Origin of the sequence: Bacillus sp. FSL R12-0074 (genome assembly GCF_038005725.1) — a bacterium.
Taxonomy (GTDB): domain Bacteria; phylum Bacillota; class Bacilli; order Bacillales; family Bacillaceae_G; genus Bacillus_A; species Bacillus_A mycoides.
Map to the genome: position 1 here is coordinate 1,181,043 of NZ_JBBOTR010000001.1, position 15,350 is coordinate 1,196,392.

Consider the following 15,350-nt stretch of genomic DNA (forward strand, 5'->3'; position numbering starts at 1 on the left):
GTTATGGATTATGGCGACGTTAAGAACTTGTGATCAAGGACACGAGTACTACAAAAGTAGCGATTGTCCAACTTGCCCAACCTGTGAGAAAGAGAGAAAGCCAAAAGAAGGCTTTCTTTCTCTTCTTTCAGCACCAGCAAGGCGAGCGTTAGAGCACCATGGAATAACGACTGAAGCAGAACTTTCAAAGTATAGTGAAAAAGAAATTTTGAAACTGCATGGTATAGGATCAGCATCTTTACCTAAATTGAGAGCGGCTTTAGAAGATAAGGGATTATCATTTAAATAAAAAAACTAATCACTAGCGGGGAGTAGAATCTTCATTAATGATTAGTTTTTATAATCGGTATTAATTAGCTAGATAAACGCGTATAACGAAATCCCATTTTGAAAATCGTAAATCGATGGACAAAACGCTTTAAAAGATGGAGTTATGAAGTATAGAGAACTTGATAAAGAAGATAAGCGAATTGATTATAATATTAAGGAAGGAAGTGCAACACGATGGATTTTGAAACAGTAATGCAAGAGCTTGAAACTCTCGGCAAGGAACGAACTAAAAAAATATACATATCCAATGGTGCAAAGGAACCACTTTTTGGAGTAGCTACAGGTGCTATGAAACCAATCGCGAAGAAAATAAAAATCAATCAAAGTTTAGCTGAAGAGCTTTATGCTACGGGTAACTATGATGCGATGTACTTTGCAGGCATTATTGCAGATCCAAAAACTATGAACGAATCGGATTTTGATCGTTGGATGGATGGGGCGTACTTTTATATGCTGTCCGATTATGTGGTGGCAGTAACTTTATCAGAATCAGATTTTGCACAAGACGTTGCTGATAAATGGATTGCAAGTGGTGACGAACTAAGAATGTCAGCGGGATGGAGTTGCTACTGCTGGCTTTTAGGGAATCGAAAAGACCATGAATTTTCCGAAAGTAAGATTACCAATATGCTAGAAGTTGTGAAAAATACAATTCACGATGCGCCAGAACGAACGAAATCCGCTATGAATAATTTTCTAAACACCGTGGGGATTTCATATGTGCCGCTACATGAAAAGGCGGTTGAAACTGCAAAGGAAGTAGGCATAGTGGAGCTAAAACGGGACAATAAAAAAAGCAGTTTTCTAAATGCTTACGAAAGTATTCATAAAGAACTTGATAGAGGAAGACTCGGATTCAAACGTAAATATGTAAGATGTTAAAATTAAAAGAAACAGCCCTAGCTCTACACAAAATAGAGCTAAAGCTGTTTCTTTTTTACGCTGTTCCAATTTGATCTTGGTCTGCAACGTCCGAATCAAATGTATTTGTTGCGCTAACGCCGCTAAAAGTGTTGACGACAAATCCGACATTGGAAGCCCCAGAGCCGTTATAAGCTTTCGTATTTTCTTTCGGAGACACGTTATAAAAATCTCCTAAGTTGAAAGAGCCGTTACTGTTTTGAACGACAAGATTTCCTACAACCGAAGGCATACCATCCACCTACTTTACTAAGCTTTTTAATTACTATATGAATTATTTATTGGAAGGTTCATCAGTAATGTATTGGCGGATTTGCATAATACGAGAGTTATTAAAAGCATAATCAACATTTCCAATTTGAAAGCAACCAGAATTTAAAAGTGTCCGCAAGTGAACATCATTTACTTCAATAAAAGGGCACTCATTTACAATATTCATTCTTACATCTGTGGTTCGTTTTGGAATAGTAATGTGTTCATCTGTGAAAATTTCAAAAGCATCTAAGCGACCTTCTCCTTTTAAATAACAAGGAATTTCCCGATGAACCAAAAGCGCCCTGCTTTTTAATTCCATTTGATTTGCATCACCAACTTGAAATACTGCAGCAATCCCCAAAGAAATAATAGAAACATTTTGGACAACTGAAACATGATGTAACATAATTTTGAGTCTCCTCAACCTGGAGTCGTAGGGACAGCTGTTACTAATGGTACAAATGGCCCCTCTGTAACGGATTCGAATGGCGTATCAAGAATAGAAGAAAGGATGAGAAGGTTAGCATCTCCAATTAAAAATAATGCGGAAGAAGAAACCCCGTTCATTTTAATCTGACCTACTTTTAACTCGCGGTTTACAACATTTAAATTCATGCATACTCACTCCTTTCGGAAATTGCCCGGTATGTGTTGAATAAAGGAAAGGAACGCCTTGTCAATATCTTGTTTCATCGCTTGAATAATGATGTCTCGTAAATAATCGGGATCTGTGGAAATACCCTCATACGATTGAACTTGTGATAAATAATATGGAAGTCTATGTTCCATCTGTTTTTTTATGTCATCCACCATCATTTGTCGATACATCTCATCAAGCGGCGTTCTCTCTTCTTGTTCAAAATGGAGAATTCGACTATATGCTTCTTCATCTAAATAGCGATGCATTTCTTGAAGGATACCTTGATAAAAGTCTGGATTTGTTTCTGTTTCAGGATTTACTTTTAATGTTTCTGTATCCACTTGAAAATCTTCAATTTGTTGCCCCTTTGATGAAAATGGATTCAAGCCAATATTTAAAGTGCCGTTTAAATTTTCTACTTTTAATTGATCGAATTTATATTCCACTTTTCCTATAGAAGAGGAGGGACGACTTTTTAACTCATTAAGCTCTTCTTGTAGTAGGCGAACTTGCTCTTCAAGGTTTAGAATAGTTTGCTGCTGTATTTGGAGAGCTTGTTGAAGTTGGTGTAGGTAAGTATATATATCTTGATTCATTTGTGAAACCTCCTTTTCAATAGGGAGGGGAAATATATTCCTGCTATATATTTATGACAAGGATACCTTAAGAAGAACTAGTTGATGGTTTGATGGAAATAATTTGTCCTTTCGCATGTAAAGGGCGAAGCGGTTCTGTAAATCCGCCAGAATTTGAGAATTTAGAAAGAGCCTTAATACTACCTGCAGTTCCAATTTGAAAAACGGAAGAGGTCGTAATGCTATCGATTTTAATGCTGTTAATGATGATACTTTGGTTCACATAAAAATTCAATGCAATCGCCCCCTTTAGTTCGAACCAATTATTGCTTGATCAATTACATCTGAATCATTGACGGTCGTTGAGCTTTGATAATTGTAGACAGAGACGTTATCCCCAACATTAAATGAACCGGCTCCGGCAAAAGCGCGTGAATAACTAATAGGCCTAATCGCAAATACATCTCCAATATGAAAAATACCACTTGATCCAATATTAACGATACGAATATGTCCGACCATAGCTGGCATACAAAACACCTTTCGTTTTTAAAATTTTCTTTTCTACTATTGTATGGGCGTTTTCAATAAAATGTGTATTTTTTCGAAATAAAAGAAACACATACGTTATTGAGTATGTGTTTCGAACATTTGAGTATGTGTGCAATCTGTATGTATAGGCCAAACAACATTTAAGAGCCTGTCCAATTCCTGGCTACAATCTACTGTTTTTTGAGAAGTCATTCCGTAGCGTTCAGCAAAATAGATCATTTTTTCGCGTTTTTTTTCGATAGCTTGCTCAAACATTGAAATCGGCTCCATCTCTCAATAAATTTTATGTATATATGTAGTACATATTATACAAAAATCCCATAAAAAAGAAACATCTTCGCTAAAAAAAGTATAATTTCTACATTTTATGTCAAATAACGGATGAGGAACAAATATAATAACGGTTGAATATTGTAAAAATTAGCGTGTATAAGAAGGTTTTTTTCTTAAGGATGCGAATACAATTATAGGGTATGAGTTTTAGGATGGAGAGTGGAAGTATTGCGTTTTGTAACGGCTAAGAAAGAAGAAAAAGTATTTGTAGGTATTGTGGATGAAGAGGAAGAAAAGGTATTACATTTAAGAGAAGCGCAAAGACAAAAAGGGGAAAAGGTTACTATCCCAATTACCATGTTAGAGTGTATTGAAAGAGGAAGTGAATGTCTGGAGAAAGTGTACGATATTGTAAATTGGGCGAAGGAAAATGCGGGATCGGCGTATTATCCGTTAGCAGAGGTGAAAATATTAGCACCGATTCCAAGGCCGAGAAAAAATATTCTTTGTGTTGGAAAGAACTATCGTGAGCATGCGGTAGAAATGGGCGGAGTAGAGTCTATCCCTGAAAATATAATGATTTTTACAAAGGCGCCAACAACAGTGATTGGAATTGATGAGCAAATTAATGGTCACCCTCACGCGACGAATGAACTTGATTACGAAGGTGAACTAGCAATCGTTATCGGTAAGCGAGGGAAACAAATAAAAATAGAAAAAGCTCTTGATCATGTTTTTGGATATACAGTTATAAATGATGTAACTGCTCGGGATATTCAAAGAAAACATAAACAATTTTTCCTAGGGAAAAGTTTCGATACATTTTGTCCGATGGGACCGTATTTAATTCATAAATCGATGGTTAGAACGCCGAATGCATTACACATTGAAACAGTGGTAAATGGAGAAGTAAGGCAAACTTCAAATACGAGAGAAATGATTTTTTCAGTAGAAGAAATTATTTCAACTATAAGTAAAGGCATGACATTAGAGCCAGGAGATATCATTGCAACAGGGACACCAGCTGGTGTTGGTAAAGGTTTTACACCACCGAAGTTTTTACATGCTGGTGATGAAGTTGTTATTACAGTAGAGGGAATTGGTACGTTAAGAAATATAGTGAAATGAAAAAAGAGCTATCTTGTGAAAAGATAGCTCTTTTCTATGGGCGTGGATTAACGGAGTAATCTATGATGGCGAAAATATACAATCCGATTAATGCTAAAGTACAAATTCCAATTAGCATAACTGCAAGTGCGCTTCTCTCACGGCCAAAACCGATAATTGTAAGGAAAACAGCAGCCCAAAATGATGTTTTGAGTAGTGTGAATGTATTAGGAGTTGAATAATGACTGAGTAAAGTTGTAGATAATATGAAGCCGATGAATGTCATAGAAATAAAAATTGTAGCTAAATTGTTAATGTGTTTACCGTATTTCAATAGCATACAGTTACCCCCTTTTTGACGAAAAACAGAATATTCAATTTTATTTTACGATAAACTACTAAAAAAAGAAAGAGGTTGTCCTATATTTAGGACAACCTCACTATGATTAAGATAGTACAGCTTTAATTTTTTGGAACGCCCACTCTAAATCTTCTTCAGAGATTACTAGAGGTGGTGCAATACGAATTACGTTTTCGTGTGTTTCTTTACATAATAGACCAGCTGCTTTTAGTTGTTCACAGTAAGGACGAGCTGGCTCGTTTAATTCGATACCGATGAATAAACCTTTACCGCGAATGTCAGTAATCATTGGGTTATCAATTTCTTTTAATTGCCCAACTAGTTTTTCTCCTAATTGAAGAGAACGCTCTGTTAATTTTTCTTCTTCTAATACTTCAAGAGCTGCAATAGAAACAGCACATGCAAGTGGGTTACCACCGAATGTAGAACCGTGAGAACCTGGCTCGAATACACCTAAAATGTCGCTGTTTGCTGCAACACAAGAGATTGGGAATACGCCGCCGCCAAGTGCTTTACCAAGTATGTACATGTCAGGAGTTACATTGTCCCAGTCACAAGCAAATACTTTACCCGTACGGCCTAAGCCTGTTTGGATTTCATCTGCTACGAATAAAACGTTTTCTTTTTTACATACTTCAAAAGCTTCTTGTAAGAAACCAGCTGGTGGAATGTTAATTCCTGCTTCACCTTGGATTGGCTCTAAAATGAATGCAGCTGTATTTGGTGTAATCGCAGCTTTTAATGCTTCTAAATCACCATAAGGAATTACAATAATGCCAGGAAGCATTGGACCGAAGCCGCGCTTGTACTCTTCGTTTGATGACATAGAAACAGCACCCATTGTACGTCCGTGGAAGTTATCTTCACAAACGATGATTTCTGCACGGTTTGCTTCTACCTTTTTCACATCATAAGCCCAGCGACGAGCTGTTTTAATTGCAGTTTCAACAGCCTCTGCACCTGTATTCATAGGAAGTACCATATTTTTATTTGTTAGTTTCGCAACTTTTTCGTACCAAGGACCTAATTGATCGCTATGGAAAGCACGAGAAGTTAACGTCACTCGATTAGCTTGGTCAATTAAAGCGTTAATGATTTTTGGATGACGATGACCTTGGTTTACTGCAGAATATGCACTTAATAAGTCCATATAGCGGTTTCCTTCAGGATCTTCTACCCAAACGCCTTCTGCTTTAGAAATAACGATTGGAAGTGGATGGTAGTTATTTGCCCCGTATGTGTCTGTAAGTTCGATAATATCCTTAGTTTGAATCATGATTGTTCCCCCTTTTGTTATTACAAGAAGTTTGTAAATACTCTAAATATTATAGCATTTAAATATAAAAAAGCGAAACATTTCCTGAAAATATATGAACATGTTATCATATAGAGTGAAAAAGTGTGAAAAAGAGGAGGTAGGGATACGATGGTACATATGCATATTACAGCATGGGCGTTAGGATTAATTTTATTCTTCGTTGCGTATTCACTTTATTCAGCAGGAAGAAAGGGTAAAGGTGTACATATGGGGCTTCGCCTTATGTATATCATCATTATTGTGACAGGTTTCATGTTGTACATGAGTATTGTGAAGACGGCAACAGGTAGCATGCACATGTGGTACGGCATGAAAATGCTAGCTGGTATATTAGTAATCGTTGGAATGGAAATGGTTCTTGTGAAAATGAGCAAGAACAAAGCAACAGGGGCATTTTGGGGATTATTTATTGTTGCACTAGTAGCGGTATTTTACCTTGGACTGAAATTACCGATTGGTTGGAAAGTATTCTAATAAAAAATAAAACCACCTTATGATCTCAAATATTTGGGAGATAAGGTGGTTTTTATTTTATGTCGCATCAATATGCAACTCTTCTCCGTTTGCTTTCGTAAACCGCAAAATATTTTTATTAGAGGAAGAGTGGCGTACAAAATGATGCTGCAATGTACAAATCATTTCGTCGTTATCGAATAAAAGAATATTTACTCCTTCGCATGCTTCCTCTTTTGGCAAGAAGGATAAATAATTATGACAATACATGCAATCATATAAAGAGTAATTAAGTGATTGCAATGATTCGGTTAATAATGTAAAGACAGAGTCAGGTAATTCCTCAAGCCATTCATTATAGCTAAGAAGTAATTTTTTTCGAATTCGTATCATTTCCCCGTTTTGGAGAGAATGTTGTTCATTTGCAATTTGTAATATATCTTGTTCATAAAAACGAGCTGGTAGCCAATTGTTGTTATATAAAATTTCAAAACCATCTTCAGCAATATCTTCTAATAGAAAAGCCTCATCATTTTCATCATCAAAGAATACCCATTCTTTGTTTATATATTCTACATTACCGACTGTATGAGCGCGCGGTTGGTTATACAAAATGTGTTTGCGTTGTATCATAGTTCATTTCTCCTTTTATAGAAATAGTTATTCTTGTTATGGACAGTTCGTACGTTCTTTATAACTAGACACACCTAAAGATAGATGGGCATACAATAAAACACGCTTTACACTGTGAAACTGCTATTCCATATGTGGATAGTTAGTTATCGTCAAGTTTGTTGTTTTTATGTATCCGCACTCATAGGGTGGGGATTACTGCACGTTCAGAAACAGATATTAGATTAGGAAGGATGATTCTTATGTGCGGGATTACAGGATGGGTAGATTATAAACGCTCATTAGAAGGGGAAAGGGACATCGTGACGAAGATGGCGGAAACGCTAGCGAAACGCGGTCCAGATGATAATAAAGTTTGGATTAAAGGGAACGTCGCATTTGGGCATAAACGGTTAATCGTTGTAGATCCTGAAGGTGGTAAACAACCCATGACTTGTTTAAAAGACGAAACGAGTTATGCGATTTGCTATAACGGAGAGCTCTACAATACAGAAGATATTCGCAAAGAGTTATTAAGAAGAGGTTATACATTTAAAGGGCATTCCGATACAGAAGTACTATTGGCATCTTATATTGAATGGAAAGAAGAATGTGTCGATCATTTAAACGGTATATATGCGTTTGCAGTATGGGATGAGAAAAATGAACGAGTCTTTATTGCCAGAGATCGATTAGGTGTAAAACCGCTTTTTTATAAATATGATAGCGGACGATTATTATTTGGTTCAGAGTTAAAAGCGATACTAGCGCATCCAGATGTGAAGGCGGAAGTAACGTTAGAAGGGTTGTCAGAAATATTTGGCCTCGGACCATCTAGAACGCCTGGTCATGGTGTATATGCTGGTATTCAAGAACTGCGTCCGGGTCATGCAATGACGTTCTCAAAAGACGGTTTATGCATATGGAGATATTGGAATGTAGAAAGTAAAAAACATGAAGATTCATTTGAAGAAACAGTAGAGAAAACTCGTTTTTTATTACAAGATGCGATTACGAGACAATTAGTTTCTGACGTACCACTATGCACTTTTTTATCAGGAGGTGTAGATTCAAGTGCTATCACAGCAATTGCCGCGAAAGAGTATGAAAGATCAGGGAAAGGTCAATTGCACACGTATTCTGTTGACTATGAAGATAACGACAAATATTTTAAAGCGAATGCGTTTCAGCCAAATTCAGATGCACCATTTATTAATTTAATGACAGAGACATTTCAAACAATTCATCATCGCTGCGTCATTTCTAATGAACAACTAGCACAGTATTTAACAGAAGCAGTACTCGTTCGCGATTTGCCTGGTATGGCAGATATTGATTCTTCATTATTATGGTTTTGCCGTGAAATAAAACAAGATTTTGTCGTCGGTCTATCTGGAGAATGTGCAGATGAAATATTCGGAGGTTATCCGTGGTTTTATAGAGAAGATGATTTACAATCAAGTGCATTTCCGTGGATGCGTTCTACAGAAGCGCGTGAACAACTTCTGAAGAAAGAATGGAGAAATAAATTAAATTTACAACAATATGTACAACAACGCTATGAAGAATCCATTCAAGAAGTTCCTATTTTAGAGGGAGAAAGCCCATTAGAAGCGAAGAGACGACAATTATTTTATTTAAACATGGTATGGTTTATGACAACATTATTAGACAGAAAAGACCGTATGAGTATGGGGGCAAGCTTAGAAGTACGCGTTCCATTTGCGGACCACCGACTTGTCGAATATGCGTGGAATATTCCTTGGGAAATGAAAATGTATAAAAACCGCGAAAAAGGTCTATTGCGTAAGGCTTTAGAAGGATTACTTCCAAATGATATATTGTATAGAAAGAAAAGTCCGTATCCGAAAACGCATAACCCGCACTATACGAAAGCAGTAACAGTATGGCTCCAAGATTTATTAACGGATAAAGGCTCAATTTTGCATGAATTGTTCGATAAGGAGCAATTGAGCGGATTGATCGAGTCTGGCGGCAGTGCATTTCAAAAACCATGGTTTGGTCAATTAATGACTGGGCCGCAGCTTTTAGCTCATTTAGCGCAAATTCATGTTTGGTTTAAAGAGTATGGGGTAAATATTAAGGAATAGGGAAAGAGCGGCTTATATTTATGTGAGCCGCTCTTTTTCTTAAATAAATTGTCATATAAAATTCGAAATCATATTAGAAATAATACTTATTTATAATTATTATTTTGACGTACTTATTATTGCTTGTTATAATTGGAAACAAATGTTCTTGAAAAAGATTCTCATTTCCAAAATTGAGGTGCTATATAGATGACGAAGAAGAAAATAGGTTTGCTTGTAATGGCATATGGAACACCGGAGTCATTAGATGATGTAGAAGCTTATTATACTCACATTCGTCATGGCCGTAAGCCATCTGAAGAAGCGCTCCAAAATTTAATCGGACGGTATAAAGCAATTGGTGGAATTTCACCGCTTGGGAAAATAATGAAAGAGCAGGTGCATAAATTAACAGATTCAATGAATAAAATGTTTACAGAGTATGAATTTGTTTGTTACTTAGGTTTAAAACACATTGCTCGATTTAGGAGTTTTATATGACACCGATTATGAATGTAAAGTTGTAACTGATGAATTAAATGCCGCATATTTTAGACTAAATATGCCCAATTCACAATCTGTATTTATTGATTGTTTAGCTGAAATTGTTTCCAAAAAAATGAAGGAAATAGTTGACAAGGATTTAAATTTGAATAATAATTAGTTTATAATAATTTTAAATAAATAATAATTACTATGAAGGAAAGAGGAGGATCACCCTTGATGAATCCAAATAAGCGCTTAACAACAAACCAAGGTGCTCCAGTTGGAGATAACCAAAACTCTCGTACAGCTGGTCGCCGTGGACCGGTATTGTTAGAAGACTATCATTTAGTAGAAAAACTTGCTCACTTTGATCGTGAACGTATTCCTGAGCGTGTTGTGCATGCACGTGGTGCAGGTGCTCACGGTGTATTCGTAACGAAAAACAGCATGCAGCAATATACGAAAGCAGCGTTTTTACAAAATGAAGGAACTGAAACACCTGTATTCGTTCGTTTCTCGACGGTTATTCATGGTCAAGGTTCTCCAGAGACAGCTCGTGATCCGCGTGGGTTCGCTGTTAAATTTTATACAGAAGAAGGAAACTATGATATCGTAGGTAACCATTTACCGGTTTTCTTCATTCGTGACGCAATTAAATTCCCTGACATGGTGCATTCTTTAAAGCCAGCACCTGATACAAATGTTCAAACACCAGATCGTTACTGGGATTTCATGACGTTAACTCCAGAATCTACACATATGATGACGTGGGTATTTTCTGATTATGGTACACCGGCAAACTACCGTGAAATGGAAGGATTCGGCGTACATTCATTTAAATGGATTAATGCAGAAGGTAAAATTGTTTACATTAAATACCATTGGAAGCCACAGCAAGGTGTACGTAATTTAAGTGCGAAAGAAGTGCAAGAAGTGCAAGGGAAAGACTTCAATCATGCAACTCGTGATTTATTCGATGCAATCGAAAAAGGAAACTATCCGAAATGGGATTTACACGTACAAGTAATGCAACTAGATGAAACGGACTCTTTAGACTTCGATCCACTAGATCCAACGAAAGTATGGCCAGAAGATCGTTTCCCATTAATTGAAGTAGGGACGATGACGTTAAATCGTAACCCGAAAAACTTCTTTGCGGAAGTAGAACAAGTGGCGTTCTCTCCAAGTGCAACTGTAAATGGTATTGAACCATCTGAAGATAAATTATTACAAGGTCGTTTATTCTCTTACCCAGATACACAGCGTTACCGCCTTGGTGCAAACTATTTACAAATTCCTGTAAACTGCCCATACGCAGCTGTTCGTAATCAACAACGTGATGGTGCGATGCAAGTGGATCAAAACCCATCTACAATAAACTACGAACCGAGCCGTCATACTGAAAATCCAGTGGAAGATCCGGCTTACCGCGATTCAACTATGAAAGTAGAAGGCTATGTATCTCGTGAAAAAATTGAAAAACCAAATGACTTCAAACAAGCGGGTGAGCGTTACCGTTCATTCTCTAAAGAAGAGCAAGACAACTTAATTGCGAACTTAACAAACGACTTAAAAGGCGTAAATGAGCAAACAAAATTACTAGCTATTTGCAACTTCTTCCGCGCGGATCATGACTACGGAATGCGTTTAGCAGGGGCGTTAAATGTTGATATTACGCAGTATGTAGGGAATGTTCCGAAGTAAATAGGAAAAGACGACTGTTAAACGGTCGTCTTTTTTGTGTAAAATCATGCAGGGTATTTTGCGTTTTAGCTATGTCGGAATTCGTCGGTAAATCGATATATTGAAAGAAACGATCGATATATTTATGGGAATACAGGGTGGGGTATGCTAATCAGTGCGATAAAAGAGATGCAATCTACTATTAATAGATTGCATCTCTTTTTTAATTTACTCGCTCTGTATACTCATAAGCTTTCTCTCCGTGCATCGAAATATCAAGCCCCATTTGTTCTTCGTGCTCATCGACGCGAACAGGAAGGAAGAAGTTAATGGCTTTAATAATGGCGTACGTCATTATGATTGTGAATGCATATGTTGCTCCGATTGCTACAAGTTGTTTGAAAAGGAGAGTGGCGTTTCCGTAAAATAATCCGTTAGCACCATCGCTATTTATAGTAGTAGTAGCAAATAGTCCAGTTGCAATACCGCCCCAAGTTCCTCCGATGCCGTGGCATCCAAATGCATCGAGTGTATCGTCGTATCCGAACTTGTTTTTTAAGAAGAAGACAGCTCCGAAGCATAATATACCGCCGATTGCTCCGATAAGAAGAGCGGAGAAAGGTGTAACGAATCCACAAGCCGGCGTAATTGCGACTAAACCAGAAACAACCCCGGAAGCAGCTCCCATCGCAGTCGGTTTTGATTGGAAGAACCATTCAGAAAGCATCCAAGTTAGAGCTGAGGCAGCGGCGGCTATATTTGTATTAATAAATGCGGTTAAAGCTACGTCATTTAAAGATAATGCACTACCGACGTTGAAACCGAACCAGCCGAACCAGAGTAAGCCTGCGCCTAACATTGTAAATGGTAAATGATGAGGGGAGGTACCGCTTATGTTTTTTCGTTTTCCAAGGAAAATAGCTAATACAAGACCGGCAACGCCAGATGTGATATGAACGACATTACCGCCAGCGAAGTCTAATGCGCCGAGTTCTCTCAGCCATCCGCCAACGCCCCATACCCAATGAGCAACAGGATTGTAAACGATTGTTGTCCAAAGAAGGATAAAAATAAGAAAGGCAGAAAATCGCATTCTTTCGGCGAATGCCCCTGAAATTAAAGCGGGAGTTAAAATAGCGAACATGAGTTGGAACATCATAAATAAATTGTGAGGAATAGTAGATGAGTAGTCTGGGTTTGGTGCGTAGGTAACTCCGTTTAGACCGAACCAATCGAGATTGCCGATAAGTCCGTGCCAATCTGGCCCGAATGATAAAGAATAACCGATAACAATCCATTGAATCGAAACGATAGCCATTGCGCTATAACTGTGCATTGTCGTGCTGAGTACGTTTTTACTGCGAACCATACCCCCATAAAAAAGTGCCAATCCTGGTGTCATCAACATGACCATTACTGTCGTTACAAAAATAAAAACTGTATCTCCCGTATTCATTCTCTCTCCTCCTATGATGTTAGAAAAAATAACATCTATATGTTATGTTTCGTATCATATTCGAAATAAAAAGAAAAATCAACTAAAAATTCAGAAAACTTTTTAGGAGATGTTAGAAAACCTAACATTATGTATTTTTTGGGGATAAAATCAACGTATGCGATTTGTTCTAAAAATTGGTATAATATTCTTACAATTGTAAGTTTGGGGGATGCGTGTGAAAAAAATATGGACTAAGGAACTATTCATTTGTTTTTGTTTAGCTGTTATTTTGTTTGTACCAGTACATACTTTTGCGGAAGAAAAAAGGGAATGGCGAGATGAAGTTATATATTCCATTATGATTGATCGCTTTAATAACGGAGAATCGAAAAATGACAAACAGTTAGACGGTGGTAATTTAGAAGGGTATCAGGGCGGAGATATACGTGGGATTATAAAAAGATTGGACTACATAAAAGAAATGGGATTTACTACTATTATGCTTTCGCCGCTTTTTGAAAGTGAAAAGTATGATGGATTAAGCGTTCGAAATTTTCGAAAAGTAAATGAACATTTCGGAACAGAAAATGATGTGAAAGAACTTGTAAATGAGGCTCACAAAAAAGGAATGAAAGTTGTCTTTCAATTTCCGTATGAAGAAAATGAACAACAATTAATAGACTCGATGAAATGGTGGATAAAAGAAGTCGATTTAGACGGAAGTTATGTGATACATAGTGAAAAAAAGTCGCGTGCTTTTTGGGATGAAGTGCAAAAGGATTTGCAGAAGGTAAAGAAAGATTTTCACATTATGACAAAGGAAGATAATGAGTACTATAAAAAAATAGTAGAGTCATTTTCAAAAGCAGATATGTCTGTGAAACCTTTATATGATGTGAGTGGAAAAGAAGAGGAATTCGCTACGTTTTTAGATAATCAAGAAACAAAGCGATTTGCACGTATTGCAAAAGAAAATATGTATTACCCGCCGTCTCGTTTAAAACTAGCGATCACTTACTTATTAACATCCCCGGGGATACCGAATTTTTATTACGGAACTGAAATCGCATTAGATGGGGGAGATGCTCCAGATAATAGACGATTAATGGATTTCAAATCTGATGAAAAGTTTATGCAGCACATAACGAAGCTAGGTGAACTTAGACAAACGAGACCATCTTTACGACGTGGTACGTTTGAACTTCTATATGATAAGGATGGAATGAGTATACTAAAAAGAAAGTATAAAGATGAAGTAACACTAGTAGCGTTTAATAATACGAAAGAAACGCAAAAGGTCTCCTTACCTGTAAGTGCAATTGGTGAAAAACAAGAGTTAAGAGGATTGTTAGAAGACGAAATTATAAGAGAAGAAAACGGAAAGTTTTATCTTGTTTTAAAGCGCGAAGAGTCGAATGTGTATAAAGTTAGCGAAGAAACAGGTGTGAATTGGTTGTTTATCTCCTTAATAGTCGGTGTGAACGTATTATTTATTGCTTTTTTAATTGCGGTTAAAAAGAAAAGATCCTCTGTATAGATAGAGGATCTTTTTTTCTTAGCGATAGTTAATGAATTGTACGTCGATTGGTAAGTCGACGCTGCGAACGGCTGCGATTACTGCTTGTAAGTCATCACGGCTTTTCGCTGTTACGCGTACTTGGTCATCTTGTACTTGCGTTTTTACTTTTAATTTCATTTCTTTAATGATGTTGTTAATTTTTTTCGCGTTATCTTTATCGATACCTTGTTGCAGAGTTGCACGTTGGCGAACAGTATTACCAGATGCAGTTTCAACTTTTCCATAGTCCAAGTTTTTAATTGGAACGTTACGTTTTACAAGTTTAGAAATTAGAACGTCTTTTACTTGGTCTAATTTGAACTCGTCATCAGAAGTTAAAACAAGTACTTCTTTTTCTAATTTAATATCACTTTTACTACCTTTAAAGTCATATCGGTTTTGGATTTCCTTTAATGCGATGTTAATTGCGTTTGTTACTTCAGGTAATTCTACTTTCGAAACGATGTCAAAAGAACTCTCTTTTGCCATAGTTAGCACCTCCAAATAAATTTCTATCTTTTCATGCACCTAAATAGGCTATGTAATATACATATTAAAGTATAGCGGAAAATACATCGATTAGATAGAGTGTTGCAACTTAAGTGTTTTGACGGATCATCCGTAGGGGAATATAGTCCTATAGATACAGTCTTTATTTAATTATAGTGAATTTTGGGCAGTTGGACAAATAAAGGAAA

19 protein-coding genes and 1 pseudogene are annotated in these 15,350 nt (G+C 36.8%); 8 read left to right on the plus strand and 12 right to left on the minus strand.

From position 1 onward, the window contains the following. Positions 1-10: 10 nt before the first annotated feature. Together NSS97_RS06060 and NSS97_RS06065 are read left to right on the plus strand one after the other, a co-directional pair. Positions 11-289, plus strand: a complete 279-nt coding sequence (locus NSS97_RS06060; protein ID WP_107887031.1) for a DNA-directed RNA polymerase subunit alpha C-terminal domain-containing protein — start codon at positions 11-13, stop codon at positions 287-289. Between the two features lie 215 nt (positions 290-504). Further along, entirely contained in the window at positions 505-1,212 is a 708-nt protein-coding gene (locus tag NSS97_RS06065; RefSeq protein WP_044437737.1) for a DNA alkylation repair protein, read from the plus strand. A 55-nt stretch (positions 1,213-1,267) separates the two neighbouring features. On the opposite strand, the gene gerPF is transcribed toward NSS97_RS06065, so the two are convergent. The 7 genes from gerPF to NSS97_RS06100 all read right to left on the minus strand — a co-directional run bounded on the left by gerPF (position 1,268) and on the right by NSS97_RS06100 (position 3,528). After that, on the minus strand, positions 1,268-1,483 hold the full coding sequence (gerPF, locus tag NSS97_RS06070; protein ID WP_001141570.1) for a spore germination protein GerPF: 216 nt from the start codon (positions 1,481-1,483) through the stop codon (positions 1,268-1,270). Positions 1,484-1,525: 42 nt separating this feature from the next. Next, positions 1,526-1,912 (minus strand): spore germination protein GerPE, encoded by a 387-nt coding sequence (locus NSS97_RS06075; protein WP_044437740.1) that lies wholly within the window; start codon positions 1,910-1,912, stop codon positions 1,526-1,528. A 14-nt stretch (positions 1,913-1,926) separates the two neighbouring features. Beyond that, positions 1,927-2,121 carry a spore germination protein GerPD gene (gene gerPD, locus NSS97_RS06080; protein ID WP_016104152.1) on the minus strand — a complete coding sequence of 65 codons (195 nt, stop codon included), beginning with the start codon at positions 2,119-2,121 and terminating at the stop codon, positions 1,927-1,929. Positions 2,122-2,127: 6 nt separating this feature from the next. Then, the gene (gene gerPC / locus NSS97_RS06085; RefSeq protein ID WP_044437743.1) at positions 2,128-2,742 is read right to left on the minus strand and encodes a spore germination protein GerPC; all 615 of its coding nucleotides are present in this window, start codon (positions 2,740-2,742) and stop codon (positions 2,128-2,130) included. A gap of 67 nt (positions 2,743-2,809) precedes the next feature. Then, positions 2,810-3,016: a spore germination protein GerPB gene (gene gerPB, locus NSS97_RS06090; RefSeq protein WP_001012505.1), complete on the minus strand. Its 207-nt coding sequence runs from the start codon at positions 3,014-3,016 to the stop codon at positions 2,810-2,812. Positions 3,017-3,030: 14 nt separating this feature from the next. After that, positions 3,031-3,252: a spore germination protein GerPA gene (gene gerPA / locus NSS97_RS06095; protein WP_001111190.1), complete on the minus strand. Its 222-nt coding sequence runs from the start codon at positions 3,250-3,252 to the stop codon at positions 3,031-3,033. A 96-nt stretch (positions 3,253-3,348) separates the two neighbouring features. Next, positions 3,349-3,528 (minus strand): aspartyl-phosphate phosphatase Spo0E family protein, encoded by a 180-nt coding sequence (locus NSS97_RS06100; RefSeq protein ID WP_002087032.1) that lies wholly within the window; start codon positions 3,526-3,528, stop codon positions 3,349-3,351. 246 nt (positions 3,529-3,774) lie between these two features. Here NSS97_RS06100 and NSS97_RS06105 point away from each other — a divergent pair, with 246 nt between their 5' ends. Beyond that, positions 3,775-4,674, plus strand: coding sequence for a fumarylacetoacetate hydrolase family protein (locus NSS97_RS06105; protein ID WP_044438097.1), 900 nt, complete (start codon positions 3,775-3,777; stop codon positions 4,672-4,674). Positions 4,675-4,708: 34 nt separating this feature from the next. Here the strand turns inward: NSS97_RS06105 and NSS97_RS06110 are convergent, their stop codons facing one another. Together NSS97_RS06110 and rocD are read right to left on the minus strand one after the other, a co-directional pair. Continuing rightward, a complete protein-coding gene (locus tag NSS97_RS06110; protein WP_000925332.1) occupies positions 4,709-4,993 on the minus strand; it encodes a hypothetical protein in 285 nt (94 codons plus the stop codon). Positions 4,994-5,099: 106 nt separating this feature from the next. Further along, positions 5,100-6,290, minus strand: a complete 1,191-nt coding sequence (gene rocD, locus NSS97_RS06115) for an ornithine aminotransferase (RefSeq protein ID WP_000616665.1) — start codon at positions 6,288-6,290, stop codon at positions 5,100-5,102. A 150-nt stretch (positions 6,291-6,440) separates the two neighbouring features. Here rocD and NSS97_RS06120 point away from each other — a divergent pair, with 150 nt between their 5' ends. Continuing rightward, on the plus strand, positions 6,441-6,806 hold the full coding sequence (locus tag NSS97_RS06120) for a DUF1516 family protein (protein ID WP_107887029.1): 366 nt from the start codon (positions 6,441-6,443) through the stop codon (positions 6,804-6,806). 57 nt (positions 6,807-6,863) lie between these two features. Here NSS97_RS06120 and NSS97_RS06125 read toward each other — a convergent pair whose 3' ends face one another. Beyond that, complete coding sequence (locus tag NSS97_RS06125) at positions 6,864-7,418, minus strand: DUF2777 domain-containing protein (RefSeq protein WP_044437749.1); 555 nt, start codon at positions 7,416-7,418, stop codon at positions 6,864-6,866. A 242-nt stretch (positions 7,419-7,660) separates the two neighbouring features. Here NSS97_RS06125 and asnB point away from each other — a divergent pair, with 242 nt between their 5' ends. The 3 genes and pseudogenes from asnB to katB all read left to right on the plus strand — a co-directional run bounded on the left by asnB (position 7,661) and on the right by katB (position 11,677). Beyond that, positions 7,661-9,508: an asparagine synthase (glutamine-hydrolyzing) gene (gene asnB / locus NSS97_RS06130; protein ID WP_044437751.1), complete on the plus strand. Its 1,848-nt coding sequence runs from the start codon at positions 7,661-7,663 to the stop codon at positions 9,506-9,508. A gap of 189 nt (positions 9,509-9,697) precedes the next feature. Then, positions 9,698-10,151 (plus strand): annotated as a pseudogene (locus tag NSS97_RS06135) (ferrochelatase). Between the two features lie 59 nt (positions 10,152-10,210). Further along, on the plus strand, positions 10,211-11,677 hold the full coding sequence (gene katB / locus NSS97_RS06140; RefSeq protein WP_060749455.1) for a catalase KatB: 1,467 nt from the start codon (positions 10,211-10,213) through the stop codon (positions 11,675-11,677). 202 nt (positions 11,678-11,879) lie between these two features. Here katB and NSS97_RS06145 read toward each other — a convergent pair whose 3' ends face one another. Next, complete coding sequence (locus tag NSS97_RS06145; RefSeq protein WP_002011245.1) at positions 11,880-13,112, minus strand: ammonium transporter; 1,233 nt, start codon at positions 13,110-13,112, stop codon at positions 11,880-11,882. Positions 13,113-13,323: 211 nt separating this feature from the next. On the opposite strand from NSS97_RS06145, the gene NSS97_RS06150 reads away from it, so the two are divergent. Continuing rightward, positions 13,324-14,631, plus strand: coding sequence for an alpha-amylase family glycosyl hydrolase (locus tag NSS97_RS06150; RefSeq protein ID WP_341111950.1), 1,308 nt, complete (start codon positions 13,324-13,326; stop codon positions 14,629-14,631). A gap of 18 nt (positions 14,632-14,649) precedes the next feature. Here NSS97_RS06150 and NSS97_RS06155 read toward each other — a convergent pair whose 3' ends face one another. After that, entirely contained in the window at positions 14,650-15,141 is a 492-nt protein-coding gene (locus NSS97_RS06155) for a YajQ family cyclic di-GMP-binding protein (protein ID WP_002030284.1), read from the minus strand. Positions 15,142-15,350 lie beyond the last annotated feature (209 nt).